This window comes from Acidisoma sibiricum, from assembly GCF_057837225.1.
Genome location: NZ_CM174445.1, coordinates 2,638,338 through 2,664,602, shown reverse-complemented (window position 1 = coordinate 2,664,602; position 26,265 = coordinate 2,638,338). Strand labels below are relative to the sequence as shown.

Annotated in this window: 21 protein-coding genes, 1 tRNA gene and 1 pseudogene; 12 read left to right on the top strand and 11 right to left on the bottom strand. The window is 65.4% G+C overall.

Annotated elements, in window-relative coordinates; all coding sequences use genetic code 11:
- Positions 1–182 precede the first annotated feature (182 nt).
- The 3 genes from AC3G7M_RS12690 to AC3G7M_RS12680 form a co-directional block, all read right to left on the bottom strand.
- Positions 183–1,919 carry a methyl-accepting chemotaxis protein gene (locus AC3G7M_RS12690; RefSeq protein WP_489212385.1) on the bottom strand — a complete coding sequence of 579 codons (1,737 nt, stop codon included), beginning with the start codon at positions 1,917–1,919 and terminating at the stop codon, positions 183–185.
- A 185-nt stretch (positions 1,920–2,104) separates the two neighbouring features.
- Positions 2,105–5,275 (bottom strand): efflux RND transporter permease subunit, encoded by a 3,171-nt coding sequence (locus AC3G7M_RS12685; protein ID WP_489212384.1) that lies wholly within the window; start codon positions 5,273–5,275, stop codon positions 2,105–2,107.
- Positions 5,276–5,296: 21 nt separating this feature from the next.
- Entirely contained in the window at positions 5,297–6,469 is a 1,173-nt protein-coding gene (locus AC3G7M_RS12680; protein ID WP_489212383.1) for an efflux RND transporter periplasmic adaptor subunit, read from the bottom strand.
- 289 nt (positions 6,470–6,758) lie between these two features.
- Between AC3G7M_RS12680 and trpS the strand changes: the two genes are divergently transcribed.
- The 6 genes and pseudogenes from trpS (at position 6,759) to AC3G7M_RS12650 (ending at position 11,528) form a co-directional block, all read left to right on the top strand.
- On the top strand, positions 6,759–7,766 hold the full coding sequence (gene trpS, locus AC3G7M_RS12675; protein ID WP_489212382.1) for a tryptophan--tRNA ligase: 1,008 nt from the start codon (positions 6,759–6,761) through the stop codon (positions 7,764–7,766).
- Positions 7,767–7,798: 32 nt separating this feature from the next.
- A complete protein-coding gene (hisB, locus tag AC3G7M_RS12670) occupies positions 7,799–8,425 on the top strand; it encodes an imidazoleglycerol-phosphate dehydratase HisB (protein ID WP_489212381.1) in 627 nt (208 codons plus the stop codon).
- A complete protein-coding gene (locus tag AC3G7M_RS12665) occupies positions 8,422–8,796 on the top strand; it encodes a DUF2628 domain-containing protein (protein ID WP_489212380.1) in 375 nt (124 codons plus the stop codon). The genes hisB and AC3G7M_RS12665 overlap by 4 nt, the downstream gene beginning before the upstream one ends.
- Positions 8,793–9,428, top strand: a complete 636-nt coding sequence (gene hisH / locus AC3G7M_RS12660) for an imidazole glycerol phosphate synthase subunit HisH (RefSeq protein ID WP_489212379.1) — start codon at positions 8,793–8,795, stop codon at positions 9,426–9,428. Before AC3G7M_RS12665 ends, hisH begins: the two co-directional genes overlap by 4 nt.
- A gap of 2 nt (positions 9,429–9,430) precedes the next feature.
- A pseudogene (hisA, locus tag AC3G7M_RS12655) lies at positions 9,431–10,759 on the top strand (1-(5-phosphoribosyl)-5-[(5-phosphoribosylamino)methylideneamino]imidazole-4-carboxamide isomerase).
- Positions 10,752–11,528, top strand: a complete 777-nt coding sequence (locus AC3G7M_RS12650) for a helix-turn-helix domain-containing protein (RefSeq protein WP_489212378.1) — start codon at positions 10,752–10,754, stop codon at positions 11,526–11,528. Before hisA ends, AC3G7M_RS12650 begins: the two are co-directional and overlap by 8 nt.
- A 198-nt stretch (positions 11,529–11,726) precedes the next feature.
- Here the strand turns inward: AC3G7M_RS12650 and AC3G7M_RS12645 are convergent, their stop codons facing one another.
- Complete coding sequence (locus AC3G7M_RS12645; RefSeq protein WP_489212376.1) at positions 11,727–12,344, bottom strand: hypothetical protein; 618 nt, start codon at positions 12,342–12,344, stop codon at positions 11,727–11,729.
- A 229-nt stretch (positions 12,345–12,573) separates the two neighbouring features.
- Between AC3G7M_RS12645 and AC3G7M_RS12640 the strand changes: the two genes are divergently transcribed.
- The 3 genes from AC3G7M_RS12640 to AC3G7M_RS12630 all read left to right on the top strand — a co-directional run bounded on the left by AC3G7M_RS12640 (position 12,574) and on the right by AC3G7M_RS12630 (position 16,405).
- The gene (locus tag AC3G7M_RS12640) at positions 12,574–14,010 is read left to right on the top strand and encodes an NAD(P)/FAD-dependent oxidoreductase (protein WP_489212375.1); all 1,437 of its coding nucleotides are present in this window, start codon (positions 12,574–12,576) and stop codon (positions 14,008–14,010) included.
- A 26-nt stretch (positions 14,011–14,036) separates the two neighbouring features.
- The gene (locus AC3G7M_RS12635; RefSeq protein ID WP_489212374.1) at positions 14,037–14,381 is read left to right on the top strand and encodes a cupin domain-containing protein; all 345 of its coding nucleotides are present in this window, start codon (positions 14,037–14,039) and stop codon (positions 14,379–14,381) included.
- A gap of 161 nt (positions 14,382–14,542) precedes the next feature.
- A complete protein-coding gene (locus tag AC3G7M_RS12630) occupies positions 14,543–16,405 on the top strand; it encodes a putative Ig domain-containing protein (protein WP_489212373.1) in 1,863 nt (620 codons plus the stop codon).
- A 9-nt stretch (positions 16,406–16,414) separates the two neighbouring features.
- On the opposite strand, the gene AC3G7M_RS12625 is transcribed toward AC3G7M_RS12630, so the two are convergent.
- From AC3G7M_RS12625 to hemC, 4 genes are read right to left on the bottom strand one after another with little or no spacing between them, the layout of a single operon-like run.
- Positions 16,415–17,725 carry a heme biosynthesis HemY N-terminal domain-containing protein gene (locus AC3G7M_RS12625; protein WP_489212372.1) on the bottom strand — a complete coding sequence of 437 codons (1,311 nt, stop codon included), beginning with the start codon at positions 17,723–17,725 and terminating at the stop codon, positions 16,415–16,417.
- Positions 17,725–18,882: a mitofilin family membrane protein gene (locus AC3G7M_RS12620; RefSeq protein ID WP_489212370.1), complete on the bottom strand. Its 1,158-nt coding sequence runs from the start codon at positions 18,880–18,882 to the stop codon at positions 17,725–17,727. The genes AC3G7M_RS12625 and AC3G7M_RS12620 overlap by 1 nt, the downstream gene beginning before the upstream one ends.
- Entirely contained in the window at positions 18,875–19,579 is a 705-nt protein-coding gene (locus AC3G7M_RS12615) for a uroporphyrinogen-III synthase (protein WP_489212368.1), read from the bottom strand. Before AC3G7M_RS12615 ends, AC3G7M_RS12620 begins: the two co-directional genes overlap by 8 nt.
- 14 nt (positions 19,580–19,593) lie before the next feature.
- Positions 19,594–20,592 carry a hydroxymethylbilane synthase gene (gene hemC / locus AC3G7M_RS12610; protein WP_489212366.1) on the bottom strand — a complete coding sequence of 333 codons (999 nt, stop codon included), beginning with the start codon at positions 20,590–20,592 and terminating at the stop codon, positions 19,594–19,596.
- 81 nt (positions 20,593–20,673) lie between these two features.
- On the opposite strand from hemC, the gene tsaD reads away from it, so the two are divergent.
- On the top strand, positions 20,674–21,747 hold the full coding sequence (gene tsaD, locus AC3G7M_RS12605) for a tRNA (adenosine(37)-N6)-threonylcarbamoyltransferase complex transferase subunit TsaD (RefSeq protein WP_489216044.1): 1,074 nt from the start codon (positions 20,674–20,676) through the stop codon (positions 21,745–21,747).
- An 87-nt stretch (positions 21,748–21,834) separates the two neighbouring features.
- A complete protein-coding gene (locus AC3G7M_RS12600; protein ID WP_489212365.1) occupies positions 21,835–22,917 on the top strand; it encodes a L,D-transpeptidase in 1,083 nt (360 codons plus the stop codon).
- Between the two features lie 9 nt (positions 22,918–22,926).
- On the opposite strand, the gene AC3G7M_RS12595 is transcribed toward AC3G7M_RS12600, so the two are convergent.
- The 3 genes from AC3G7M_RS12595 to AC3G7M_RS12585 all read right to left on the bottom strand — a co-directional run bounded on the left by AC3G7M_RS12595 (position 22,927) and on the right by AC3G7M_RS12585 (position 25,934).
- A complete protein-coding gene (locus AC3G7M_RS12595) occupies positions 22,927–23,571 on the bottom strand; it encodes a DUF2497 domain-containing protein (protein WP_489212364.1) in 645 nt (214 codons plus the stop codon).
- A 35-nt stretch (positions 23,572–23,606) separates the two neighbouring features.
- Positions 23,607–25,052 (bottom strand): TolC family outer membrane protein, encoded by a 1,446-nt coding sequence (locus tag AC3G7M_RS12590; protein WP_489212363.1) that lies wholly within the window; start codon positions 25,050–25,052, stop codon positions 23,607–23,609.
- Between the two features lie 240 nt (positions 25,053–25,292).
- The gene (locus tag AC3G7M_RS12585; RefSeq protein WP_489212362.1) at positions 25,293–25,934 is read right to left on the bottom strand and encodes a protein-L-isoaspartate O-methyltransferase family protein; all 642 of its coding nucleotides are present in this window, start codon (positions 25,932–25,934) and stop codon (positions 25,293–25,295) included.
- A gap of 188 nt (positions 25,935–26,122) precedes the next feature.
- Between AC3G7M_RS12585 and AC3G7M_RS12580 the strand changes: the two genes are divergently transcribed.
- Positions 26,123–26,196 (top strand) — tRNA-Cys (locus AC3G7M_RS12580).
- The last annotated feature ends 69 nt before the right edge of the window (positions 26,197–26,265 follow it).

The window sequence follows — 26,265 nt, the reverse complement described above, 5'->3', positions numbered from 1 at the left end:
AACACCCTGGTGCCGCGATCATGGACGAGGACGGCAAGACAACGTCATTCGCGGACTTGTTCCGCGAACTCACCCGCTATAGCACCCAGATGGCCGGTGGGGCCGCCACGGGGGTAGACCCGCGTCACGAGTACGCGGGTGACGCGGTTAGGCGAGCGATTCCGGTTGAAGTCGGACATGCGCTAGCCGTGCGCAGCCAGCTCATTGACCATCCTGCCGTTGGGATAAAGCGGCACGATCCTGGACGTCTGTCTCGGCGCTGAACGCGCTACATGGTTTGATAGTTCAAAACTGGCGACCAGCTCAGCCAGTGCCGCGGCCTGCTCACCCAGAGACATGGCCGCGGCCGAAGTTTCCTCGACCATGGCGGCGTTGCGCTGGGTAACGCCGTCCATCTCGTTCACCGCCGTCGTCACTTCGGCAATCGCCGTGGATTGTTCCTGTGTGGACGCCGCCATTTCCGAAATGATCTGGTCGATCTGGGCGATCTTTTCGGCAATCACGCCAAGGGACGCGCTGGTATCCGTCACCAGCCGTGCCCCCTGCTTGACCTGGCCCGAACTTGTACTGATCAGGGCCTTGATCTCCTTCGCCGCCTCCGCCGAACGCTGCGCGAGCGCCCGCACTTCGGAGGCAACCACCGCGAAGCCCCGCCCCGCCTCTCCAGCGCGGGCGGCTTCAACCCCGGCATTGAGCGCCAGCAGATTCGTCTGGAAGGCAATCTCGTCGATGACGCCGATGATCTGGTTGATTTTGGCAGAGCTATTTTCGATATCGGCCATGGCGCTCGTCGCCTGGGCCATGACGGTGCCGGAATTGCCGGCATCCGCCTTGGCGCCGTTGGCCGTGCCGCTTGCCTCCTTGGTATTGCGGGCGCCGCGCTGCACGGCACTGCTGATCTCATGCAGAGCGGCCGCCGTCTGCTCAAGGCTCGCGGCCTGCTGCTCGGTGCGGCGCGACAGATCGCCCGATGCCTTCGCGATCTCGGAGACGCCCTCGTGGATCGTAGTCGTGGCGTCCGACAGCTGCAGCATCGCAGCCTCGACCTGATTCATCGAGGTATTGAAATTCACCTTCAGCGTCTCAAACGCCGGTGCGAAGGTCTGCGTGATGCGATGCGTCAGCTTCTTGTCCGCGAGCTTGGCCAGCCCCTCCGCGACCGCATTGACGGAGATGACGCGGCCGGTCGTGACGGTTGCGAATTTCACGATCTTATAGACCCGGCCAGCGAGGTCAAAAATCGGATTGTAGGAAGCTTCGATCCAGACGGGCGTGCCGTCCTTGCTCAGGCGCTTGAACTCGGCCGCGACGAACTCCCCACGGTTGAGCTTCTCCCAAAAGGATTGGTAATCCGCACTGGCGACGAAGTCGGGCTCGACGAAGATGCGGTGATGCCGGCCGACGATCTCATCCAGCCGATAGCCGAAGGCATTGAGGAAGTTGTCATTGGCCGTCAGCACGGTGCCGGACGGGTCGAATTCAATGATGGCCTGGGCGCGGGAAATCGCCGTTACCTTGGCTTCGTATTCGGCATTGCGCAGCTTCGTCTCTGTGACGACGCTCGCGATTTTGGTCACACCGCGCACCCGGCCCCGCCCATCGCGAACCGGGTTATAGGACCCCTGAATCCAGACTTCTTTTCCGTTTTTGCCAAAGCGCTGAAATTCTTCGACGAAGAATTCGCCTTTGCGCAGCCGGTTCCAGAACTCTGCATAAGGTTGGCTCTGCGCATAGGCGGGATCGACGAAGATGCTATGGTGTCGGCCACGGATTTCCTCTTCCGCATAGCCCATCGCGTCGCAAAAGATCTTATTGGCGCTGAGAATTTTGCCTGTGACGTCAAAGTTGATGATCGCCAGAGAGCGATCAAATGCCTGGAGCGTGCGCGAGGCATTCACGCCGGAACCAAAGAAGCCCATGGGTCACCCGATAGAGTTGGCCGACGTTATGGTGCCATAACGATTAACCGGTCCCTAATGGCCTGGTGAGCCTGCGCGGAACAGCGCGGAATGTTCTGCAACGTCCCTGTCAGCCGTCCTCTGCCCAAAAAGAAAGGGCGGCCATCGGTGGTACCGGTGGCCGCCCTTTTGTCCACACAGGGAGGTTAAAGCTCTCCCTCCGGGCGCTTGTGGAATTCCAGCGGCGGCAGGCGGAAGATTTTCACCCGCGCCCATTCCCGCATGTATTGGAAGCAGGCGTAGAGCATCGGGATCACGAAGATACCGACGAAGCTTGCCGCCAGCATGCCGAAGAAGACCGGCGTGCCGACCGAGCGGCGGCTGATCTGCGCCGCCCCCGTCGCAATCACCAGCGGCACCAGGCCGAGGATGAAGGCGAAGGAGGTCATCATCACCGCGCGGAACCGCAGGCGCGCGCCGGCCACCGCCGCTTCCTGGATGGGCACGCCCATCTCGCGCTGCTCCTTCGAGAACTCGACGATCAGAATGCCGTTCTTGGCCGCGAGCGCGATGAGTGTGACGAGCCCGATCTGGGCATAGAGGTTCAGCGGCAGCTGCGTCACCAGCAAGCCGATGAACGCGCCGACGCCGGCGACCACCACCGAAATCAGCACCGACATCGGAATGGTCCAGCTCTCGTAGAGCGCCACCAGGAACAGGTAGGCGAAGAGCACGGCGAAGGCCAGAACCACGCCCGTCTGCCCGCCGGCCTGGATTTCCTGATAGGCCGTGCCGGTCCATTCATAGCTGTAGCCGGACGGCAGAACCTTGTCGGAAATCTCCGACATCGCCGCCAATGCCTGGCTGGAGGACACGCCCGGCGCGGGCGAACCGTCGATGGTGATGGAGCGGACGTTGTTGTAGCGCGTGATGACCTGCGGTCCGGTGATTACCCGCATGGTCGCCAGGCTCCGCAGCGGCACCATATTGCCGCCCGCATTGCGCACATAGACCTTCCATAGCGAGGAGAAGTCGTTGCGGTCGGAGGACTGGCTCTGCACGTTCACCTGCCAGACGCGGCCATAGAGGTTGAACTCATTGACATAGTAGCCGCCCATCGTCGCTTCGAGCGCGGTGAAGATGTCGCTGATATTCACGCCCAGGGCCTGCGCCTTGTCACGGTCGATATCGAGATAGATCGAGGGGTTCGCGGCCGAGAAGGTCGAGAAGACGCGGCTCAGGCGCGGATCGGTATTGGCCGCCACCAGCAGGCTGCCCAGCACGGAGGACATATCCTGCGGGTCCTGCCCTTCCAGCGCGTCCAGCTGATATTCAAAGCCGCCGCCGGTCGAGAGGCCGATGATGGGCGGTAGATTGAACGGAAAGACGGTCGCGCCCATGATCTGCTGCGACAAGCCGAACATGCGGCCGATCAGCGTCTGCACATTGTTCGCAACCCCCGGCCGGTCGGCGAAGTCCTTCAGTCGCGCAACCACGAAGGCGCCGTTGGGCTCCGCCGCACCGTCAAGAATGGAATAGCCGACGATCGAGATGGTGTGCGCCACCTGCGGCATCTGTTTGAGCATGCCGGCAACGCGATCGACCACTTCCTGGGTGCGGTTGATGGACGCACCGTCCGGCAGTTCCACGGCGGTGAAGAAGGCGCCCTGATCCTCTTCCGGCAGGAAGCCGCCCGGAGTGCGGCCGGCCAGGAAGACCAGCACGCCGACACCGATGAGGATCACCGGCACCACGAGGATCGCGAAACGCACCAGCCGGGCCACGACATTGCCGTAGCCGTTGCGCACGCTGTCGATGCCGCGGCTGAGGCGTGAGAAGGGACCCTTGCGCGTCGCCTTATTGGTGACGGGCCGCAGGAACAGCGCGCACAGCGCCGGTGACAGCGTCAGCGCATTGGTCGCCGAAATCAGCATGGTGCAGCTGATGGTGACGGCGAACTGCTTGAACAGCTGTCCCGACAGGCCGGGAATGAAGCCCACCGGCACGAAGACCGACAGCAGCACGAGGGAGATCGCGATAATCGGGCCCGTGATCTGCCGCATGGCGATTTTCGTCGCCTGCCGCGGGTCCATGCCGGGATTTTCCTCCATCACGCGCTCGACATTCTCCACCACCACGATCGCGTCATCGACGACGACGCCGATGGCGACGACAAGTGCCAGAAGCGAAATGGTATTGGCCGAATAGCCGAGAGCCACGAGGAAGGCGAAGGCACCGACCAGGCTGACCGGCACGGCCAGCGTCGGAATGATGGTCGCGCGGATATTGCCGCCCAGGAACAGGAAGACGACGATCACGACCAGGATGAAGGCTTCGACGATGGTGCGGATAACCTCGTGGACCGTTTCGTTGACGAAGTCCGAGGTATCGTAGATGACGCCGGCCGACAGGCCTTTGGGGAAGTTCTTGCGCAGACCGGCGATGGTGTTCTTCACCCGCTGCGCGGTTTCCACCGCATTGGCGCCGGGTTCGAGATAGATGCCGATGCCGAGCGAGGGCGCGCCATCGAGCTGATCCTGGGTCGCCAGGCTTTGGGCGCCCAGCGCCACCCGCGCCACGTCGCGCACGCGCAACACCGATCCGTCGCTGTTCGCGCGCAGAATGATCTTGCCGAATTCCTCGGGCGTCGACAGACGGCCCTGGGTCTGGATATTGAGCTGGAACTGTTGGTTATGGCCGATCGGCTGGCCGCCGATGATGCCGACGGCGGCCTGCGTGTTCTGCGCCTGGATGGCGTTGATCACGTCGGTCGGCGACAGGCCGAGCTGGGTCAGACGGTCGGTATTGAGCCAGACGCGCATCGAGTAGTTCTGCGCACCGAACAGGAAGGCCTGTCCGACGCCCGGCGTGCGCGACAGCACGTCCAGCACGTTGATGGTGATGTAGTTCGAGATGAAGAGCGGCGTCAGCGATTTGTCGGGGCTGGAAAACAGCACGAACTGCAGAATCGCCGAGGATTTCTGGCGTAGCTGGACGCCTTCTGCCTGCACCTCGGTCGGCAGCTGCGACAAGGCGGCGGCGACGCGGTTCTGCACGTTGACGACGTCGATATTGGGATCGGTGCCCAGCGCGAAGCTGACCGTCAGGCTGTAGCTGCCGTCATTGCCGCTATAGGAGCGCATGTAGATCATCTTGTCGGCGCCGACGATCTGCGCCTCCAAGGGCTGCGCCACCGTGGCTTCGACAACGGCCGCAGATGCACCCGGATAGCTCGTCGTGACCGACACCTGCGGCGGCACGATATCGGGGAACTGCGCAATGGGAATGCGCGTGAGCGCGATCAACCCCGCAAGCGAAATGAGGACCGCGATGACAATCGCCAGTCGCGGTCTATCGATGAAGACGGATGAAATCATGGCGGGGCTTCTGTTCCTGCCTTAGTCGGCTGACCCGTCGCCATTGGCGGACGGGGGCATGACAGGCGCCTGATAGGGGACGGGCTTGACCGGCGCGCCGGGATGGACGCGCTGCACGCCGTCGGCCACCACCTGCTCCCCGGCTTTGAGACCGGTGCTGACCACCGCCAGCAGCGGATCGGGCGACTGGCCCATGGTGATATTCCGGCGCTCAGCCACGTTCTTCGCGTCGATAACATAGACATAGAAGCCCTGCTGGTCGGCCAGCACGGCGGCGCGCGGAATGGTAATGCTCTGAACCGGATCGGTGGACTGCAGGATCACGGTCACGAACCCGCCATCGACCAGCGTGCGATTGCCGCCGGCATCACTCGCGGTTCCACGCGCCGGATTCGGGATCGATGCGCGCAGATTGATCGTATCGGTTGATGAACTGACCGAAATATCGCTGAAATCGATCTTGCCCGACTGGTCGTACATCTGGCCGTTCGGCAGGCGCAGCTTCACGCTGAGCTTGTCCAGGCCGCCCTTGCCTTCGCCCACCAGCTTCATCGCATCGACTTCAGACACCGGAAACAGAACATATTCCGGGTCTTCACTGACGACGGTGACGAGCGGCGCATCGGTGAAGGCCACGACATTGCCGGGATCGGTGGAAATGCCGATGCGCCCGTCGATCGGGGAGCGGATGGTCGTATAGCCGAGGTTGATCTGCGCGGTCTGCAACTGCGCTTCCGCGACCAGAAGCTGACCCTGGCTCTGGCCCTGGGTCGCGACATCGGTATCGACGGTCGAGCGCTGACCCGCCGGCGTATTGAGCAGGGTGGCCGAGCGGCTGAGATTCTGCTTGGCGTTTTTCAGCGATGCCTCGGCCTGGATAACGGAACCCTGGGCCTGCAGCACGGCCGCCTGATAGGGTGGCTGCTCGATCAGGAACAGCTGCTGGCCCTGCTTGACCTCGTCGCCTTCCTTGAAGTCGCGCTCTTCCAGCAGGCCGGTGACGCGGGCGCGGACCGTTACCTTGCTGACGGCCTGGATACGGCCGACATATTCATTGGACTGGTAGATCGGTGTCACCGCGGCTTTGGTGACACCCACGGCCGGCGGGCCGCCCGGCCCCATCTGGGCGCGGGCAGCGGTCGCGCCGCCCGCCAGAAGGCCTGCGAAAACAATCGCGGAATAGGGGAGTCTCATCAGGTGTTCCTGGCTGGAGCCGTCGCTCTGGCGGGTGCGTCAAAGGAGAGCCGATCGCGATGGAGAGACCATGACGGATCGTTCATCATATTTGTGAGGCTTGCTTAACGGTCGGTCAACCTCGCCTTCGCACCGCACCATAGGCCCCGGTTTCCGGGCGATTCCCGCGAAGCAATTGACGGGCTGGCGGGATACGGGGAAAAGCCCCTCGAGAGGCCGCTTCGCGGCTGAGACTTATACACCAAGGGTATGAGACTTATCCGTACCCCGCCTGACGAAAGGTGCTTCGATGCAGCGCGTTTTCTCCGGGATTCAGCCCTCCGGCATCCCCACGCTCGGCAATTATCTCGGGGCGATCCGCAACTGGGTGGCGCTGCAGGCCGATCATGACTGCCTTTATTGCGTCGTCGATCTGCACGCGATCACCACCTGGCAGGACCCGGAGGGGCTGCGCCGCCAGACGCGGGAGATGGCGGCCACCATCATCGCCTGCGGCATCGACCCCGACCGCCACATCCTGTTCCAGCAATCCGCGGTGCCGGCCCATGCCCGCCTCGCCTGGATCTTCAACTGCGTCGCCCGCATCGGCTGGCTGAACCGCATGACCCAGTTCAAGGACAAGGCCGGCAAGGACCGGGAAGCCGCCTCCGCCGGGCTTTATGTCTATCCGAACCTGATGGCGGCGGACATTCTGGCCTATCACGCGACCCGCGTGCCGGTGGGCGACGATCAGAAGCAGCATCTGGAACTGGCGAACGACATCGCGCAGAAGTTCAATCACGATTACGGGGTCAGTTTTTTCCCCCAGATCCAGCCGCTGATCCTGCCGGAGGCGGCCCGCGTCATGAGCTTGCGCGACGGCAGCAAGAAAATGTCGAAATCCGATCCGTCGGACCAGAGCCGCATCAATCTGAGTGACGATTCCGAGACCATCGCGGGCAAGGTCCGCCGCGCCCGCACCGATGCGGAGCCGCTGCCGAGCGAGGCCGCCGGGCTGGAAGGCCGGGCCGAGGCGCGCAACCTCGTCGGCATCTACGCGGCTCTGTCGGGGATGAACCAGGCCGCCGTGCTGGCGCAGTTCGGCGGCCAGGGTTTTTCCACATTCAAGAATGACCTGGCCGATCTTATGGTTGAGAAGCTCGGGCCGATCGCCGCCGAAACGCGCCGTCTTCTGGCCGAACCCGGCCATGTCGACCGCATCCTCTTCGCGGGTGCCGCGCGGGCCGAGGCGATCGCCAATCCGATCGTGGCCGAGGCCGAGCGGCTCGTTGGCTTTCTGCAACGGCCAGCAGTGTAATTTGGTCCAGGGATAGGCTATTGGGCACAGACATGGACGCGCACCCTTCCCCCTTCCCCGCCAGCCCCCGCACGGCCGCTTTGTCGCGCAAAACGTCGGAGACCGAGATCACCATCAGCCTCAACCTGGACGGCACCGGCCAGGTCAGGACCGATACCGGCATCGGCTTCTTCGACCACATGCTGACGGCCCTCGGCCGCCACGCTCTGTTCGATCTGGAAATCCAGGCGAAGGGCGATCTGCATGTCGACGACCATCACACGGTCGAGGATGTCGGCATCGTGCTCGGCCAGCTCATCCTCAAGACGCTGGGCGACAAGCGTGGCATCAGCCGCTACGGCCAGTCGCTGCTGCCGATGGATGAGGCTCTGGTCGAATGCGGGATTGATCTGTCGGGCCGCGCCGCCCTCGGCTGGCAGGTCGCCTTCACGGCTGAGAAGATCGGGACTTTCGATACCCAGCTGGCAGAGGAATTCTTCCGCGCGCTCTCCGCCAACGGTCTGTTCAACCTGCATCTGGTGCAGAAGGCCGGACGCAACGACCATCATATCGCCGAAGCCTGTTTCAAGGCGACGGCGCGCGCTTTGCGCATGGCGGTGGCCATCGACCCCCGCCAGGCCGGCGCCATCCCCTCCACCAAGGGTTCGCTGGCCGGATGAAGGTCTATACCGCCCATCTCCGCGCCGGCAGGATGCCGCATCTGGTGCGCGAGGGCTTCTCCCTTGGCGCCTTCCTGTTCGGCCCGCTCTGGCTTTTCGCCCACCGCGCCTGGATCGCCGGCATCATCGCCCTCGCTATGCTGCTGGGCATTCTGAGCCTCGGCAGCGCCCTGCCGGGCAGTGCCGCGCCCGGCCTGTTGGTGATCGCCTATGCGGTCCTGCTTGGCTGCAGCGGGCGTGACCTGCAGCGCTGGTCGCTCGGCCGCCGCGGCTTCGCCGAAACCTATGTCGTGGCCGGCCGCAACGCCGAGGCCGCCTATGGCCGGCTGCTCGCCCGTGACCCGGCCCTCGCCGGGGAGGATCTGCCATGAAGGTCGCGGTGGTCGATTACGGCAGCGGCAATCTCGCCTCCGCCTCGCGCGCCGTGCAGCTGGCGGCCGACCGCGCCGGCATCGCCGCCGACGTTCTGGTCACCAGCGATCCGGCCGCGATCCGCGCCGCCTCCCGCATTGTGCTGCCCGGCCAGGGTGCTTTCGCCGATTGCATGGGCGGGCTGGACGCCGTGCCCGGCCTGCGCGACTCGCTGCAGGAAACGGTCGATGGCGGCACGCCCTTCCTCGGGATTTGCGTCGGCATGCAGTTGATGGCCGAGCGCGGCCTCGAATACGGCGCGACCGACGGGCTCGGCTGGGTCCATGGCGAGATCACGCGCATCAATGCGCCGGGTTTGCGCCTGCCGCAGATGGGCTGGAACGCGCTGGAATTCGCGCCCGGCGCGCATCCGCTGCTGGACGGTCTCTCGCCCGGCGACCACGTCTATTTCACCCATAGTTTCGCGCTCAGCGACGGAAAGCCGGATGAGATTCTGGCGACCACGGATTACGGCGGTCCCGTCGTCGCCATGGTCGCCACCGGCAATCGCGCCGGCACGCAGTTTCACCCGGAAAAAAGCCAGGAGGTCGGATTGACCATCGTCGGCAATTTTCTGCGGTGGAGACCATGATCATGGGCAATGAGAGCAGCGGCGAAAAGACCCCGCATCGGTCCCTTCCCCAGGCCAAGGCGAAACTGACGGTCGAGCGCATCACCAGCTTCAACGAGGAAGATCTTCTGGCCCTGTGCGAGGCGACAGACGCCGCCATTATCGAAGGCGGCGGCTTTGGCTGGGTCACGTCGCCGGGCCGCCAGGTGATGGAGAGCTATTTCAAGGGCCTGGTTCTCGTGCCCGAGCGCGAACTCTATGTCGGGCGCGCCGACGGCATCATCGTGGGCTCCACCCAGCTCGTGCGTCCGCCGCGCAATAACGAGGCCCAGGCCATGGCCGCGACGCTGACCCAGACCTTTGTCGCGCCCTATGCCCGCCGTCTGGGCCTGGCCCGCCTGCTGGTGACGCGGGCCGAGGAGCGCGCGCGCGCCATGGGCTATCAGGTCCTCAATCTCGATGTGCGGGAGACCCATAGCGGCGCCATCGCCCTCTATGAGCAGCTTGGCTTCCAGCGCTGGGGCACCCATCCGGCCTATGCCAGGATCGGCGGACAGCTGATTGCGGGCGCCTATTTCTACAAGCTTTTGCAGCGGAAGAGCTGAGACCGGACCATGACCGCCCTTGCCCTCTACCCGGCGATCGACCTAAAGGGCGGCGCCTGCGTGCGGCTGCGCCGCGGCGACATGGATCAAGCGACCGTCTATGGCGATGATCCCGGCGCCCAGGCGCGCGCCTGGCAGGAAGCCGGCTGTGCCTGGCTGCATGTCGTGGATCTCGACGGCGCCTTCGCCGGCCGCTCGGTTAATACCGCGGCTGTGCAGTCGATCCTCGCGGCCGCGACCGTCCCCGTGCAGCTGGGCGGCGGCATCCGCGACATCGCGTCCATCGAAGCCTGGCTGGCGGCTGGCGTCAGCCGTATCATTCTTGGCTCCATCGCGGCCAAAAACCCGGATCTGGTGCGCGAAGCCTGCCGCCTGTTTCCCGGCCGCATCGCCGTCGGCATTGACGCGCGCGACGGGTTCGTCGCGACCGAAGGCTGGGCCGAGACCTCCACCGTTTCGACCGAAGCGCTGGCCCTGCGGTTTGAGGATGCGGGGGCGGCCGCGATCATCTTCACCGATATCGGCCGGGACGGCATGCTGAAGGGGCTGAATCTCGACGCGACAGCCGCCCTCGCCCGTGCAGTCACCACGCCCGTCATCGCCTCGGGCGGTGTCGGCAGCCTCGCCCATCTCGAAGCGCTCCGCGCCATCGCGGACCAGACGCCGGGCATCGCGGGCGTCATCGTCGGCCGCGCGCTGTATGACGGGCGCATCACGCCGGGCGACGCACTCCGCGTCCTTGGCTGACGACGCCGCACGGACCGAGGCCACGAGCGCTGTCGTTCAGCGCTGTCACGAGGCCTGGGCGCGGCGTGACGCGCAGGGCGTGCTCGCCTGCTATCATCCCGATATCGAATATTTCGATTACTTCCAGAACCTTATGCTGACGCTGCCGCAGTTGCGGGACTATGTGTCCCGCAGCATGCCCGCGGCACCGGCGGCCTATCTGCACCACCGCGACCGCATCCGCGCCGATGGCGACACGGCCTTCATCCAATATGAAATCGCCGTCCCGGTCGGCCGCGGCATGGCGCGGTTCCATGCCAGTGAGGCGGTGACCGTGCGCGACGGGCTGATCTGGCGCATTCGCGAATATGCCACACCGTCCCGCACCGATAGTCCGGTCCCCGACCGCACGTCCGTCACGCCGCCCGCACAAAGGCTTGGCCTTTCGGCCCGGCAGCTCGGCCAGATGGCCGCCGATCTCGACGCTTATTTTGACGGCCGCAAACCCTATCTCGATCCCGCGCTGGATCTGCCGCTGGTCGCGCGGGAGACGGGCTATACCCGCAACCAGATTTCCTTCCTGCTCAATCAGGTCCTGGGGGTGAGCTTCTACCAGTATGTCACGCAGAAGCGGCTCGCCCGGGTGCGAGCGGCGCTGGATGCGGGCACAAGCGGGCCGATGGAGGCCCTGGCCTCTGCCGCCGGCTTTAATTCGCTCTCTTCCTTCTATCGCGCCTTCCGCCAGGAAACGGGCCTGTCGCCGCGGGCCTATCTCCGACAGGAACGGTGAAGACGCTGCTGCACACTCTCAGGCCCGCAGTTTAATCCGTCATACCCGCGACAGCGGGTATCGTGTTGCACGTCACGAGCGGCACCTCGCCGAAAATGGCGCTTCGCCATCAGGAGACGCCCGCTTGCGCGGGCATGACGGTCTGGGACTATCAATTCCCACCGAAGTTCACGCAAATCCACCGTCCACCGCCTGCTGTCAGATCGGCACCTGCTTGGCATCCGCGCCGCCTGAGCCCGGCGCGGGCGATGATTGCGGCGCAGAGTGTGGCGCCGGTGTATCCCCGCCCGCGGCTGGCGCCTTTTTCCATCGATCCGGGTTCCAGGTCGCATCATCCGCATCGAGGTTTTTGTCGATACTGTCGATCACCTGGCGGATGGACTTCGCGTTGACGCTCGCGCCAGGCAAGGCAATTTGCATGAACAATTCGGTCTTGTCGCCATCTTCCGGGTGCAGCGAGAAGAATTCCGGCACCGAATCGTTTTCTTCCAAAAGCTTCTGCATATTCACCTGCGCCATCTGCGCCGCGGTATATTCGTAGACCAGCGTATAGACCCACAGATAGGTCTTATCTTCTGACTGGGCAAAATCGATCGTGTAGTCATAATATCCGTGGACTTCGATATAGAAATGCCCACCCGTCGGCGAGAGATGCGTCACGTAACCCATGCTTTCCAGAATCTTCCGGTAGGGTTTCAGCGCCGCACCTGCGGGAGCATTGACGCCCGTCTGGGCGGCGGCCAGGCTGGGTGACCCCGCAAGGCCGAAGGCACCAAGGGCAAGCGCACAGCAGGCTGCTGAGAATGATGGGATCATTGCACACGTACTCCGTGGATCTGAACAGGCAGAGGAGTAAATCACGGTTCTGCGAAAACGTGAGGGTGCGACGGATTTGTGAAAGAGCATCAACGACACGACTTGCGGCCATATAACGCCTTCGTGAACAGTGGGAGCGGATATCCCTCCGGGCACGCTGCGACGACAGGCCGGCGGCCGGGCGCTAAAACGTCGATCGATACGCGGGGGCGCAGCGGGGAAGACGTCGGTGGCGGACTGGAAAAACATCAGCCTTTGGACATCCCAACTCGATGACGCCTTTGCCGCGCGCCCGGCGCTCGCGGCTGAAATCACAGTCGATGTTGCGATCATCGGGGCCGGCTATACCGGCCTCTGGACCGCCTATTACCTCAAGACCCGCGCACCCAGCCTGCGCATCGCCGTGCTGGAAGCCCAGACCGCAGGCTTCGGCGCCTCGTCGCGCAATGGCGGCTGGGTCATCGGCGGCCTGCTCGGCGAAGATCGCCTGGTGGGCGGTCTGGCCGAACCCCGCCGCCGGGAAAGCTGGTCCCTGCTGCACGCGATCCCCGATGAAGTGGCGCGCGTTACCGCGGCCGAAGGCATCGATTGCGACTTCCGGCAGGCGGGCATGCTCTATTGCGCCGCGCGCTACCCCGAACAGGAAACCCGCCTCCGCGCCTATCTCAGCAGCCTGCATCATGAAGGCCTGACGGACGCCGACTATCGCTGGCTGTCTCCGGCCGAACTCGCGTCCCACGTGCGGATTGCGGGTGCCCTGGGTGGACTCTTTTCCCCCCATTGCGCGACCATCCAGCCAGCAAAACTCGCCCGCGGCCTCGCCCGCGCGGTCGAACGTCTGGGCGTCCCGATCTACGAAAAGAGCGCCGTCACGGACTGGCAGCCGGGCCTGCTTCGCACTGCGGGCGGACAGGTCAAGGCTGACTGGATCGTGCCGGCGGTCGAAAGCTTCGCCGGCACATTGCCGCCGCTGGGCGGTGCATCCCTCGGGCGCTACCAGCTGCCGGTCCATAGCCTCCTGGTCGCGACCGAACCGCTGCCGTCGTCGGTCTGGGACAGGATAGGCCTCGATCAGGGCCAGGCTTTTGGCGAATACAGCCGGCAGGTCACCTACGGCCAGCGCACGCGGGACAACCGGCTGGTCTTCGGCGCCCGCGGCGGCTACCGCTTCGGCGGCCGCATCCGCCAGGATTTCACCCTGACAGAGGCCGAGATCGCCCTCAGGCGCGGTTTGTTTGCCGATCTTTTCCCGGAACTCCGCGATGTCCGCATCACCCATAGCTGGGGCGGCAATCTGGGCATGGGGCGGCGGTTTCAGGCGCATATGCTGGCAGACCGGCACAACCGCATCGCGCTCGCCGGCGGCTATGGCGGCGAAGGCGTGGGCGCCACCAATCTGGCCGGCCGCACGCTGGCCGACCTCATCCTCGGCCGCGACACGCTGGAAACGCGCCAGCCCTGGGTCATCCAGCACCGGCCCGTGGCGCAGGCCCTGACAGCCTGGGAGCCCGAGCCGCTGCGCTGGCTCGGCTACAATGCCATCGTCCGCAGCTTCGGCCACGAAGACAGCGTGCTCGCCAATCCGCGAACGCCGCCCTGGCGCCGTCGCATGGCCCAGACCCTGGCCGAGCGCATGGAAGCGCTCATGACCTGGAAAATCGGCTGACCCTCGCCGCACCCGAAAGGAAGACCATGACCATCAGCCATATCAAAAGCGCCCTCGCGGAGACGCTCAGCACGCCAAGCCCGGTGGGTTCACCGGTCGGCGAACCCGTGGCCCATGTCAGCTACAAGGAATGGGACCGCGCCGATGCGGTCGAAACCGGCATCTGGGAATGCACGCCCGGCCGCTGGCACCGTGCCGTCAAGGATCAGGAATTCTGCCATTTCATTGCGGGCGCCGGCACCTTCACGCCGACGGGCGGCGCGCCTATTGCCTTCAAGGCCGGCGACGCCTTCATGATGTCGGAAAACACTACCGGCGTCTGGGATATCCAGGAGACCGTCCGCAAGACCTACGTCATCATCAAGCGGTGAACGTGCGTCTGCTGCCGCATGCCTCCCCCGCCATGATCGCAACGGGCCAATAAACGGCCCTTAATCTTTCCGATGCTAGGTGACCGGCCCGGCGTTATCACGGCCCCGTGATGACGCCGGGCCTCTGCGATTCCTGTCCGCATGTCACGCGAGCATCCGTCATGACCGTCACTCTGACCAAAACCGCCTTCGCGTCGTCCGGCGCGCAAAGCGTGGCGCTGTCGACCGTCCTGTCCGTCACCAATGACGGCAAAGATCCGACCTACCTCATCATCAACGGGCTGGACCGCAACGAATATACGGCATCCAGCACCGGCAAGCTGGGTACGCTGGCCGGGAATAATGCGGTCGCCCGCTTTACCCAGGGAAATGATGATGGACGTGGCCTCGGCATCGTCTTCACCTGGAACGCGGCGACCGGCAGTTACGTCAATGCCACCTATGGCAACCTGCTCAATCTGACGATGAATACCTCCGCCAGTCCCAATGAACTGGCCGATCTCAGCGTCTACGGCACCAATAGCCAGACCGCCGTCACCGCCTACGGCGCCTATCTCAGCGACGCCGGCAGCATGTGCCAGCTGTCGGACACGGCCTCTGCGCCGTTTGCCTATCTCGGCACCGCGAGTTTCGCGACGCAAAGCGTGGGCGCGCCCTCACCCGCCACGCAGCCGATCCAGGCCACGCCGAATTCGATCTGCGCCACGGCGATGAAATTCATCGGCGCCACCTGGAACATTGACGGATGCTGGGTCTTGGCCAGCACGATCGATGCCGAGGCCGGCGCCGCACTCCCGGTCTCCAGCTCCTTCGCGGCGATTCCCGGCCAGCCGGGCGGCGAGTGGAAGGTCGCCTATAACGGTCCGGTCTCGGCGAATGCCAACTGGCAGTCCCTGGTGCGGGCGGGCGACCAGGTGGCCCTCATTACGGCCAGCGGATCGGGCCATATCACCACCGTCGTCTCCGGCGCGGGGACGAGTGCGCAGCTGGTCGACAACATTGACTACGGCAGCAATTATGTGAATGACAGCACCGGCAACGATCTGACGATCGCCCCGGCCCACAGCGTCTCGCAGGAATTCCCGGGCGCCAGCCCGGCCAATGTCGTCATCTACCGTCTTGATACGCCAACTATCACCGTCGTCTCCGCAACGCAGACGGTGGCGGCGAGCGCAAGCGTCGCTTTTGCGGGTCTCTTCTCAGCCAGTGACTGGGCCGGCACTGCCGTCACGGCGTATCAGGCCTATGAGACGACGGCGGCCGACAGCCTGGTCGTCAACGGCATTGCCTGCACCACGGATACGTCCGCCACCGCCTGCGCCACCGTCTCAAGCCTTTCGGCGCTGGGCCTCCTCGCCGGCACCACGGCGGGCACGGATACGCTCTATCTGCGGGCACTGAATGCGGGCGGCTATTGGGGCGATTGGACCAGCACCACGCTGACGGTCAGCGCTGCCAAAGTAGCCGCACCCCCGACCCTCGTCGCCCAGACGCCGGCGCTCACCGTCTCTGCGGGACAGGCCGTCACCTTTTCCACAATCGGCGTCTTCCGAGACCCCACCGGCGCCGCCCTGACCGAGACCGCGACCCTTGCCTCCGGCGCGGCCCTGCCGAGCTGGCTCAAGTTCAATGCCGCCACCGACCGGTTCAGCGGCACCGCGCCGATCACGCCGCAGACGCTCAGCCTGAAAGTCACCGCCACCAATCCAGGCGGACAAAGCGCGTCGGAGGTTTTTTCGCTCTTTATCAAGCAGCCGGCAGCCACCAGCGGCGCGGGCGCGGGCCGCCAGACCATCCTCGCGGGCCTGCAGCGCGAATGGGCCGGCGCTGCGACCAGCGGAGACATGGTGCGGACGCAATGGACCGTCACGACGGGTATGCTGCGGGGGACGGTCCCGGTTACGGGTGCCACGTCCGATCCATTCGGCGCGGAGTCACAGCGGCCGGTCGGCTTCTGGCCGGATCTGCATCACGCCTCAACCGCGCCGCTCGGCGATAACGGCCTGTTCGGCCTCCACGCCTGACGTCTCGGCCTAGTCCGCGCCGGGCAGCAGCGTCACCACAGGCGCGCTCGCCCGCGCCGCAGCGATGGTCGCATTGGTCCAGGAAACCTGCCCCACCGTGCCGCAGACCGGGCAGGCAGGATGCCATGCCTCCTGCTCGGCCGAACAGGAGGCGCAGCGCCAGCGCGGATCGGGTGCCGCCGTCTGGCTGCGCCGCAATGCCTCATGGGCCGCGAAGGTCGCCGCCTCACCGCCGCCCGCGGCGGCGTCCGCCTCCTCGATATCGGCGAGCAGCACCCAGACGCGCCGCTGATCCAGCCCCGCCGCGACGGCCGCCTGGGCTTCCCGCCGCGCCTGCCCGGTCAGCTTCGCGGCAAGCGCCGCCTGGGCCAGGAGAAAATGGCTTTCGCCATGCTCCGGGTTGCACTTGGCCAGCTTATCGGCGGCCCTCAATCGGGCCATCGGATCACGCTCGGTCTCCAGATAGAAGGCCGCCAGATCCGGGTGCGGTCCGCGCGTCCAGGCCTTCTCAATAATGCCGTCGGCTTTCCGCTTCTCACTCGCCGCCCGCAGCCGGCTGGCATAGGCGATGGCCGCCGGCGCCAGGCTCGGGTCGGCCGCAAAGGCGTCGCGCGCCAGGCGCAGTGCCTGGGCGGGGTCGCCGGAGGCATCGGCCGCGGCGGTCGCAATCACGGCACGCGGCGCTTCCGGGCCCGCCAGCGCCAAAGCCTCGGCCCAGGCGCCGGTGCGGAGCGCCAGGCGCGCCCGTTCCGCGCGCAGCCAGGGTGCGCCAGGATGGGTGAGTTCGGCGCGGCGCGCGAGGTCGGCAGCCAGCGTCCAGTCTTGGGCATCCAGCGCCTGGCGCAACAGCCCGCGCAGGCCGAGAAAGGCTGAATCGGATTGCTCCGCCAGGCGCCGGTAGCTCGCGTCCGCGACCTCCGGCTTGCCCGACAGCCGCGCGGCCTCGGCCGAAATCAGCAACGCCATGGAGGATTGCGGCAGCAGACGCAGCGCGCGCTCGGCCTCGCGCTGGGCGGCCTTGGGGTCGGCAGCGGCCAGCGCGGCGAAAGCGCGGGTCACCGCGCGGTCGCCCTGGCGCAACTGACGCTGATGGCGTCCGCGCCCAAATCGGCCGGGGGCGGAGACGATCGTCGCCAGCAGACGGATGACGCCATACAGCAGACCGAACAGGACCAACGCCGCCAGCAGCACGATGGGCACCGACGCCGCGAAGGTGAATGTGCCGATGGTCGCCGTAATGTCACCCGGCAGGGTGCCCAGGCCAAAGGCCACGGCCAGAAGAATGACTGCCAGCAGGAGAAAGCCGATAACGCGGCGCATCAGCCGGCCGCCATCTGCGCCAGGGCCTGACGCGCATCGATCAGCGATTGCGCCTGCGCGATCCAATCCGCCATCGCGGCAGCAGCCGGTCCCTGCAAGGTCTTCAGCACCGTCACGGCTCCCGGCAGATCACCCGCCACCAGCAGGCGCTGGGCATGGGCAAGCACGCCGGCGGTCGGGTCACCCACCAGCACGCGGTCACCCTGCCGCACGGTCACCAGAGTCTGCACGCGCAGCCAGATATTCCGCCAGAAGCCGCGATTGTCGATGGCAGGTCCCCCCGCCTTCGCTGCCGCCTGGGCGGCATCCGGGTATGACAGAACCAGCGCCGCTTCCGTCGGCGGCGCGGCAGTCGCGAAGCGCGACAGGGCGGCGGGCGCGTTCGGGATGTCACCAAGCGGTGCCCCGGCGCTCAGCGCGGCCTCGACCCGCAGCAGCCGTGTGAGGCGGTCGGACTGAGCTGACAGCTGGGGCAGTGACTTTGTGCTTTGGGTCAAGGATTGCGCCTGGGTATCCAAGGCGCCGATCTGGCTTTTCAGCCCGTCCAGCTGCTGGCGCAGGGCATCGGCATCCGACCCTTGCTTCTGCGCGACGGAATCGAGCCGGGACGAGAGTGTCGCCACCGCGGATGCCGAGGGCATGGTCTGCGCGGCCTGTGTCTGCGCCGCCTGCAATTGAGCGAGCTGGGATTTGAGCGCCGCGATCGCGTCATCCGTCCCCGCCACAGGCTGGACGGAGGGCGCGGACAGCGCCGGGGCAGCCGCGGCCGCCTGGCCGCCGCCGCCCCACGAATTGGCTGGCAGGTTCGCGATCGCCTCATGCAGGGCGGCCACATCGGCGCGCTCCCGCGTGTCGAGCGCATAAAGGGCCGATTGGACCGAGGAGACTTCGGATTTGAGCGCCGCGACCACGCCGCTCTGATCGGGCGGGATCGGCGGCATCGCGGGCATGGGCAAAGGCCGCGTCCACAGATACGCTATGCCACCGGCCAGGATGACAAAGCCCGCCAAAGTCAGCAGCGGCAGCAGCCGCTGGCGGTCATCAGCCCGCGCGGGCTGAGACGGCGGGACTGTCTCGCCGACGGGCCTGGCCGCTTGCGGCAGGGTGTCAGACGGGCCGGTTTCGGGCCGCGGGGTGATTTCGGTCTCGTCAGTCATTCAGAAGGGCCAATACCGCTTTCTCAGTGGGTTGCATTGCCACATGGATCGCCGCCCAGGGCAAGCCTTTGACCGCATCCGCGACGACCGAACTGATCGCTGCCAGCTTGAACCGCCGAAGTTCCTCGGTCAGCCTCGCCGCGATGCAGACGCGCTGAAAGCAAAGTGCGGTCTCGCGCGAAAAGAGCAAGACCCAGCCGTCCGCGCCGGAGGCGAGCAGACTGGCTGCCGCCGGCGGCAGCGCGACCACAGAATGCGCCGCGTAGACTTCTTCTTTTAATACTGCAAAACCAAAGGCTTGGAGAATCGTCTTTAACCGTTCCCCCTGATTGGCGCCCGTGGCCAGCAGAAGCGGCAGGCCATCCCGCGGCAAGTCCCGGATGATGAATGCTGCAAGATCCTCAGCTTTGCCGCCAGCGCTCTCAACCTGGGTGAACCCCTGGGCGCGGGCGGCGGCGGCGGTCGCATCCCCCACCGCATAAAGCGGCAGGGCGTGATAGAGCGCTGGCAGAGCCGGCAGGGCCTGCTGGCTGGCCACCAAAACGCCGCGCAGGCTTTCCGGCGCCGGCAGGGTTCGCACAAAGGTTTCCACGCGCAGCAAGGGCGACACGATCGGCTGAAAGCCAAGATGTGCCAGGCGTTTGGCGGTCGCCGTGGCGCCAGGCTGCGGCCGCGTCACGAGGATCGGGACGGGCATGGGCGTGCTATGCCTTAGTCGAGGAAAATATCAGAGGGGGACTGGCGGCGTAGCTCTGCGCCCAGACTGCGGCCCAGCGCCTCCGCCTGGCGCGGATGGCCATGCGCCTCGGCGCGCAGCAGGAAAGACCCGTCTTCCCGTGCCACCAGGCCGGTCAGATGCAGCACCCCGTTGCACAGCCGCGCATAGCCGCCGATCGGCGTGCGGCAGGACCCGTCCAGCGCTGCCAGCAAGCCGCGTTCGGCCGACGACACGGCGCGGGCATCGGGGTCTTCTATCGCTGCCAGCAATTCGCGCAATTCAAGATCGTCTTCCCGCACGGTGACGCCGACGATGCCTTGGCCCGCGGCCGGCACCATGATTTCCGGCTCGATCACCACCGCTGCCTCATGAGCCAGGCCCAGACGGCGCAAACCCGCCAGCGCTAGCAGACTGCCGTCAAACTCGCCCGATTTCACCCGGCCGAGGCGCGTCTGCACATTGCCGCGGATAGTACGGACCGTCAGATCCGGCCGGGCATGCAGCAGCTGCGCCTGACGGCGGACGGAAGCCGAGCCGATGATCGCGCCCGCCGGCAGTGTGGCAAACGGGTCCAGCGGATCGGGCCGTTCCACACTATCGTTCAGGATCAGCACGTCGCGCGCATCCTCCCGCTTCAGCGTGCAGGCCAGTACGATACCCGGTGGCAGGTCGGTTTCCAGATCCTTCAGGCTATGCACGGCGAAATCGATGCGACCGTCGCTGAGTGCCTCATGAATTTCTTTTGAAAACAGTCCCTTGCCACCAATATCTGTCAGCCGCTTATCCAGAATGCGGTCGCCTGTGGTGGTGATGATATGCTCCTCAAAGACATTCAAGGAGTCGAGCACCGGACAGAAGCGGCTCAGCTGCACCTGGAAAGCCCGCGTCTGCGCCAAAGCGAGCGGAGATCCGCGTGTACCGACACGCAGGGGCAGCGTCCGGCGATGGGGTTTTACGCGCGGTTCATGCGATAAAACGTCTGGAGACCTCATTTGCGCGTGGTAATGCCAGACTTGTCCAAAGAAAAGACTATTGCACTGCACACCGGCCCTGACCGTAGCGCGAATGCTATGATGCATCCGGGTCCGCTGCTGGCCATCGAAAGCTCCTGCGATGAGACGGCGGTCGCCATTCTGGCGGCCGACGGCCGGGTCATTACCGAGCATGTGCTGAGCCAATTCGCCGATCACGCGGCCTTCGGCGGGGTGGTGCCGGAAATTGCCGCGCGCGCGCATCTTCTCCATCTGCCGGCGCTGGTCGGACACGCGTTGGCCCAGGCACAGCTCTCCAGCGGGGATCTCAGCGCCATCGCCGCCACCACGGGCCCGGGGCTGATCGGCGGCCTGCTCGTCGGTGCCGGTTTCGGCAAGGGCTTGGCGCTTGCGACGGCCAGGCCCTTCATCGCCGTGAACCATCTGGAAGGCCATGCGCTAACGGCTCGTCTGCCAGGGCTGGTGCCCGGGGGCCTTGCCTTCCCTTATCTCTTGCTTCTGCTGTCCGGTGGCCACTGCCAATGCGTCGCGGTGGAAGGGGTCGGCCGCTACCGGCGGCTTGGCGGCACCATCGACGACGCCGTCGGCGAGGCCTTCGACAAGGTCGCAAAACTGCTCGGCCTGCCCCTGCCCGGCGGCCCTGGCATCGAGCGTCTGGCAGCACAAGGCAATCCGACCGCCTTCCCCTTTCCCCGGCCTCTGGCCGGACGTGCAGGCTGCGATTTCAGCTTTTCCGGCCTCAAAACGGCTGTCGCGCAGGCGGTCGGCACACTGCCATCTGGCGCCATTGCGGCGGCAACCGCGGCCGATATCGCCGCGAGCTTTCAGGCGGCGGTGGTCGATGTGCTGGCAGACCGCGCGGCCCAGGCGCTGAAGGCCCTGCCGCAGGCAACGGCCCTCGTGGTGGCGGGCGGCGTCGCCGCCAATCTCGCCATTCGCGCGGCCCTTCAGCAGACCGCCGGGCGCCATGGCATTCCCATGGTCGCGCCGCCGCTGCGCTACTGCGGGGATAACGCCGTGATGATCGGCTGGGCGGCGCTGGAGCGGCTGCGCGCGGGTCTCGCGACGGACGGGATTGATCAGCGTCCGCAGCCGCGCTGGCCGCTGACGGAGCTGTCGATGCATAGTCCCGAAAACGTGAGAGCACCGATCTAAATTTGCCGCAGAAACATTGCTAACAATTAATAAGGCCATGCTTACATCCTGTCAGGACAATCGCTTGCAACAGGATCTTCGCGCGTCATGGCCATGGTTTTTCGCGCCCGTCTGCGCCGGTCCGCCGCTGCTATTGCGCTGATCGGCGGACTGTCGGGCTGCGCCGATGCGATCACGCTGCCTGAGCCCAATACCATCGTGGATGACATTTTTGGGCCCCGTGATCTGAAAGCCCATAACCCGGTCGTCGCCCCCGCTCAGCCTGCGCCACCCGCCGCCAATGCCGCGCCCGTAGCCCCCATGATCGTGGGCGGCGCGGCGCAATCCTTCAATGTCATGCGCCCGGCCCTGATCGGAGCCCGTGTCTATGACGCCAGTTACACAGAACCGTCTGCCGGGACCGATACAGAGCTGCTGTCTCCGCCCCAGGTCGCAGAGAATGCCGCGCTCGTGAGGGCTGCCCTGGCCGCGGAGGTGCCGCATGCCGTCACCCTGTCTGCTACGCGCCAGGATCAGCTTATCGGCCTGGCCAAAACCATGGCTGAGGACAGCAACTTCATCATCCGCCGGCCGCAGCTCGTTCTGATTGTCGATCGTGCGCTGAAGGGACAGACGCTGTCCCTGGCGCTCGCGAAACCCGATGGCGACTGGCAGATTCTGGGCACGCGGTCGGTCTCTACCGGCAAGCCCGGCCGCAAGGAGCATTTCAAGACACCCGTGGGCGTATTGCTCAATGACGGGTCGGAACTCGGCTACCGTGCGCAGGGCACCTATAACGAGAACCATATCCGCGGCCTCGGCGTGAAAGGTATGCGGGTGTGGGATTTCGGCTGGCAGACCAGCGATGACTGGCGCACGCCAGGCGCCACCATGCAGGTGCGGGTTGAGATGCATGCGACTGATCCGGCCGTGCTCGCGCAGCGACTGGGCCGGGCCGATTCCGAAGGCTGCATCCGTGTGCCCGAAGCGGTGAACCGCTTTCTGGATCGCCACGGCATTATCGACGCCGATATCGAAAAGCTGGCGCGGACCGATGCCGGCTATCGCGCCCTGCTCTCCCGCTATTTGACGCCGACGCCGCTGGCCGGCGACGCCGTCATCGTGGTCGATAGCGGAGAGCCATGGATCAAGCCCTTTCCGCCAGCGACGACCCTGTCGCTGAGCGGCTAGCTCATAGGCTCAGACGCCGTGGCGCAGCGTCAGCCGGGCCAATTCAGCGCGGACAAGGCGTTCGACGATGGCAGGCAGGTTTTCATCCAGCCAGGATTTCAGCAGCGGACGCAGCTCGGCGCGGACAAATTCCTCCATAGTCGGTGAGGATGAGACCGGCTGCAGCAGCGCCTGACGCTCCTCGGCTAGCCTCCGCAGAAGCGCATCAACCGATGCGGCGGCGGCGGCGGCGGCGGCCGGGGCCAACATATCTTCGATCGCCTGGGCGGTCAGACCGGTGATGAGCGGGGTCGCGGCCGTCTCACTGCCAACAGTCTGCTCTGCCCTGTCCTCGGTGTCTCGCTCCACGGGAAGCGCATGGTCGATAGCAGATTCGTGGGCGACAACGTCCACAGGGTCTGGCGCGAAAAGGGTCGCGGCAGGTGCGGCAGCCGGTTGCACCACCATGCTGTCGTCCAGAACCAGCACGCTTTCAGACTCGCCCACTGCCTCGGCCGGCACGGCGGGAAGAACGAAGGACGACACCCGCGGACCATCTCCCCCGCCCGCATCCTTCAGCCGCGCTTGCTCATCCAGCATAATCCGCCGGATGGAGGCGAGGATGTCGTCCATCGATTGTTCTGGCTGCGGGCCTTCGTCCTCAGCAGCGGTCATGGGCTTTCCCGTCGAATGCGTGCCGTGTGCGGCGGTTACTGGTTATCGTGGCTCAGGTTGTCCGAGGGGCTGCCATTGGCATCACCCACCGAATTGGCAGTCGGATCGCCGGTGCCGGCCCAGGCATTCTTGACGGCGTTATAATAGTTATTGTCGTCATACAGCGGCACATTGAGCCCGATATCGCGCGCTGTCAGGCGGCCCATCGCCGAGCCCACATTGTAGGACGCGGTGACCAGGCTGGCGAGATTCTGCACCAGCGTGACCTGGGACTGCAACAGCAGCTGCTGGGCGTTCAGGACATCCAGCGTAGTACGGCTGCCAACGATCGCTTCACGCTCGGTGCCGTCCAGCGCAATTTCGTTGGCGGCGATTTCCGCCCGCGTGCTGCTGATCGTCGCGCGCGTGGCAACCAGCGTCTCCCAATACTGCTCGGCGTTCTGGATCGCCGTGCGGCGCTGCAAATCGACCTGCTGCCGGGAATATTCACGCTCCTGCACGGCCTGCCGGATGCCGGCATATTCCGACCCGCCCTGATACAGCGGGACGGTCAGCGACGCCAAAATCTCAGCCCCATTGGAGACGTAGTTTGCTTCGGACTGATTGATCTGCTTGTAGAGCTGGCCCTGGATCGAGAGCTGCGGCATCAGCTTGCTCCAGGCAAGATCAACACCGTCGGAGGCCGCCGCCTGGCTGAACAACGCCTGCACGACCAGCGGATTATTGGCGGCGGCATAGGACGCAACCTGATGCTTGTTTTGCACAGGCAAAGCGAGCGGCTGCGGCGGCGTCAGATGCTGCGGCTCCAGCCCCACGACAGCGCGAAACTGCGCGCGCGCCGTTTGCAGATTGCCACGTGCCGTCTGCACCTGCGCCTCGGCCTGGGCCAAGGCGCTCTCGCTTTGCGCGACGTCGGTGCGGGTGATTTCACCGACCGAAAAACGGTCCTGGGTCGCCTTCAGCTGTTCCTTGAGCACCTGGGCGTTGTTGATGGACAGCGCCAGCAACTGCTGGTCCTCGATCACCGTGACATAGGACTGCACCACGTTGGCGAAGACCGTCTGCTCGACATTGATCAGATTGGCGCGTTCGGCCATGACCTTGTTCTTGGCCTGAGCGACCGTCGCCTTGGTGCCCCCGCCATTATAGATATTTTCCGTAATCTGGGCTGAGAGCGATGCGGCGTCACGATTTTCGGTGACCGTCGTGCTTTGCGATCCACCGGTCAGCGAGGATGTGCCGCCGGCCACGACATTGCCCTGGATATAACCGGCCGTGCCCTGCAGCGTGACGGTCGGGCGCCAGCCCGCGAGGGCCGTCGGCACGTTTTCATCGGTCGCCCGCAAATTCGCCCGCTCGGATTGCAGCGTCGGGTTATTGGCATAGGCCGCCGCCAGCGACTGGTCCAGGGTCTGAGCTGCCGCCGGCACCGCCGTGGCAAGAAAGCCCAGACCGATCAGAATGCTAATGCGTGAAACCATGAACCCCATTCCAATCTTCGACACCACCCTGCCAGAGCAAGGATGCCTCTCGTTCTAGACTAAACGGCAAGGCGGGCAGGATGACCAGCCCCTGGGCAGGGGCAACATGCCTGAAACGCGACCGCACGACCAGCGTCCTTGCGACATTTTACCGCAAGATCAAAGGCCAACGTCACGGGTTTGCAAAGATCCGAACCCGAGCCGGGTGATGAGTCACATCATCCGCTGCCGCGCCGGCGCTCAGAATTCAAATTCAGGCACGCGCCCGAAGCCCGGCAATGGCGCCGTTGTGCAATCGAAAGCAGGGGTCAGCGCCAGAGCCTCGCCCTGGCGCTCGCCGATGACGGCGACACCGGTGGAGAGGGCGCCGGGCACCGATTGCGACGCGCGCACGGTGACCAGGCGGCCCGCACCAGGCCGCAGATGCAGCGCCAAGCCCGCGGGAATGGCCGCGACCATGCCCTCGATGAAAATCCCGTCCCAGGCCTGGACACCCGGCAGCTCCGCCGCCGGGTCGCCCAGCTGGCTGGTGATGCTCAGACCCAGTGACTGGTGAGCGGCGCGCCCGGCCGCCAGCAATGTCTCATCGGAATCGAGCGCCGTGACCCGGGCGCCGCAGGCCGCCAGAACGGCGGCCCCATAGCCGACCCCGGACCCGATGACGAGGATACGCTCACCGTCCACGGGGGCCAGCAACTGTGCCAGCCGGGCGAAGGCCAAGGGCGCCATCAGCACCCGGCCGCCGCCGAGGTCCACATCCTGATCGGCATAGGCGAGTGCCGCGAGATTGGCGGGCAAAAACTGTTCGCGCGGGATGCGGCGCATGGCATCCAGCACACCGGCATGGGTCACCCTTGTGGGACGAAGCTGGCTATCAACCATGAACTGCCGCGCCGTTGAGAAAGAAAGTGCCGTGCTCGCCATAATCTCCACCGCGCTCCAAGCCTTACGTGGCGGGCAACATAGCGGGCCGCGGGGCACGCGCCAAGCAGGCAGGCCATTCCTGACCGTGCAGAGGCGGGCTTGACCAACCGAACCGGTGTATGGATAAGCCGCGTCAGGCGCACCATGGTCCCGTGGCAGAGTGGTGATGCAACGGACTGCAAATCCGTGAATCCCGGTTCGATTCCGGGCGGGACCTCCAAAGGCCGCGCGCGCCGCGGTCCCCAGGCCGCGTCTGGCCGCTATGCCCGGAAAATCATTGACTTTTTAG

Excerpts from the sequence above, each read along its gene's own strand:
- hisB (WP_489212381.1), top strand. The coding sequence starts at position 7,799 with ATGGACGCGCACCCTTCCCCCTTCCCCGCCAGCCCCCGCACGGCCGCT.
- AC3G7M_RS12665 (WP_489212380.1), top strand. The coding sequence starts at position 8,422 with ATGAAGGTCTATACCGCCCATCTCCGCGCCGGCAGGATGCCGCATCTG.
- AC3G7M_RS12600 (WP_489212365.1), top strand. The coding sequence starts at position 21,835 with ATGGCCATGGTTTTTCGCGCCCGTCTGCGCCGGTCCGCCGCTGCTATT.
- AC3G7M_RS12635 (WP_489212374.1), top strand. The coding sequence starts at position 14,037 with ATGACCATCAGCCATATCAAAAGCGCCCTCGCGGAGACGCTCAGCACG.
- AC3G7M_RS12595 (WP_489212364.1), bottom strand. The coding sequence starts at position 23,571 with ATGACCGCTGCTGAGGACGAAGGCCCGCAGCCAGAACAATCGATGGAC.
- AC3G7M_RS12590 (WP_489212363.1), bottom strand. The coding sequence starts at position 25,052 with ATGGTTTCACGCATTAGCATTCTGATCGGTCTGGGCTTTCTTGCCACG.
- tsaD (WP_489216044.1), top strand. The coding sequence starts at position 20,674 with ATGCATCCGGGTCCGCTGCTGGCCATCGAAAGCTCCTGCGATGAGACG.
- AC3G7M_RS12690 (WP_489212385.1), bottom strand. The coding sequence starts at position 1,919 with ATGGGCTTCTTTGGTTCCGGCGTGAATGCCTCGCGCACGCTCCAGGCA.
- hisH (WP_489212379.1), top strand. The coding sequence starts at position 8,793 with ATGAAGGTCGCGGTGGTCGATTACGGCAGCGGCAATCTCGCCTCCGCC.
- AC3G7M_RS12630 (WP_489212373.1), top strand. The coding sequence starts at position 14,543 with ATGACCGTCACTCTGACCAAAACCGCCTTCGCGTCGTCCGGCGCGCAA.
- AC3G7M_RS12625 (WP_489212372.1), bottom strand. The coding sequence starts at position 17,725 with ATGCGCCGCGTTATCGGCTTTCTCCTGCTGGCAGTCATTCTTCTGGCC.
- trpS (WP_489212382.1), top strand. The coding sequence starts at position 6,759 with ATGCAGCGCGTTTTCTCCGGGATTCAGCCCTCCGGCATCCCCACGCTC.
- hemC (WP_489212366.1), bottom strand. The coding sequence starts at position 20,592 with ATGAGGTCTCCAGACGTTTTATCGCATGAACCGCGCGTAAAACCCCAT.
- AC3G7M_RS12585 (WP_489212362.1), bottom strand. The coding sequence starts at position 25,934 with ATGGTTGATAGCCAGCTTCGTCCCACAAGGGTGACCCATGCCGGTGTG.
- AC3G7M_RS12615 (WP_489212368.1), bottom strand. The coding sequence starts at position 19,579 with ATGCCCGTCCCGATCCTCGTGACGCGGCCGCAGCCTGGCGCCACGGCG.
- AC3G7M_RS12620 (WP_489212370.1), bottom strand. The coding sequence starts at position 18,882 with ATGACTGACGAGACCGAAATCACCCCGCGGCCCGAAACCGGCCCGTCT.
- AC3G7M_RS12680 (WP_489212383.1), bottom strand. The coding sequence starts at position 6,469 with ATGAGACTCCCCTATTCCGCGATTGTTTTCGCAGGCCTTCTGGCGGGC.
- AC3G7M_RS12685 (WP_489212384.1), bottom strand. The coding sequence starts at position 5,275 with ATGATTTCATCCGTCTTCATCGATAGACCGCGACTGGCGATTGTCATC.
- AC3G7M_RS12645 (WP_489212376.1), bottom strand. The coding sequence starts at position 12,344 with ATGATCCCATCATTCTCAGCAGCCTGCTGTGCGCTTGCCCTTGGTGCC.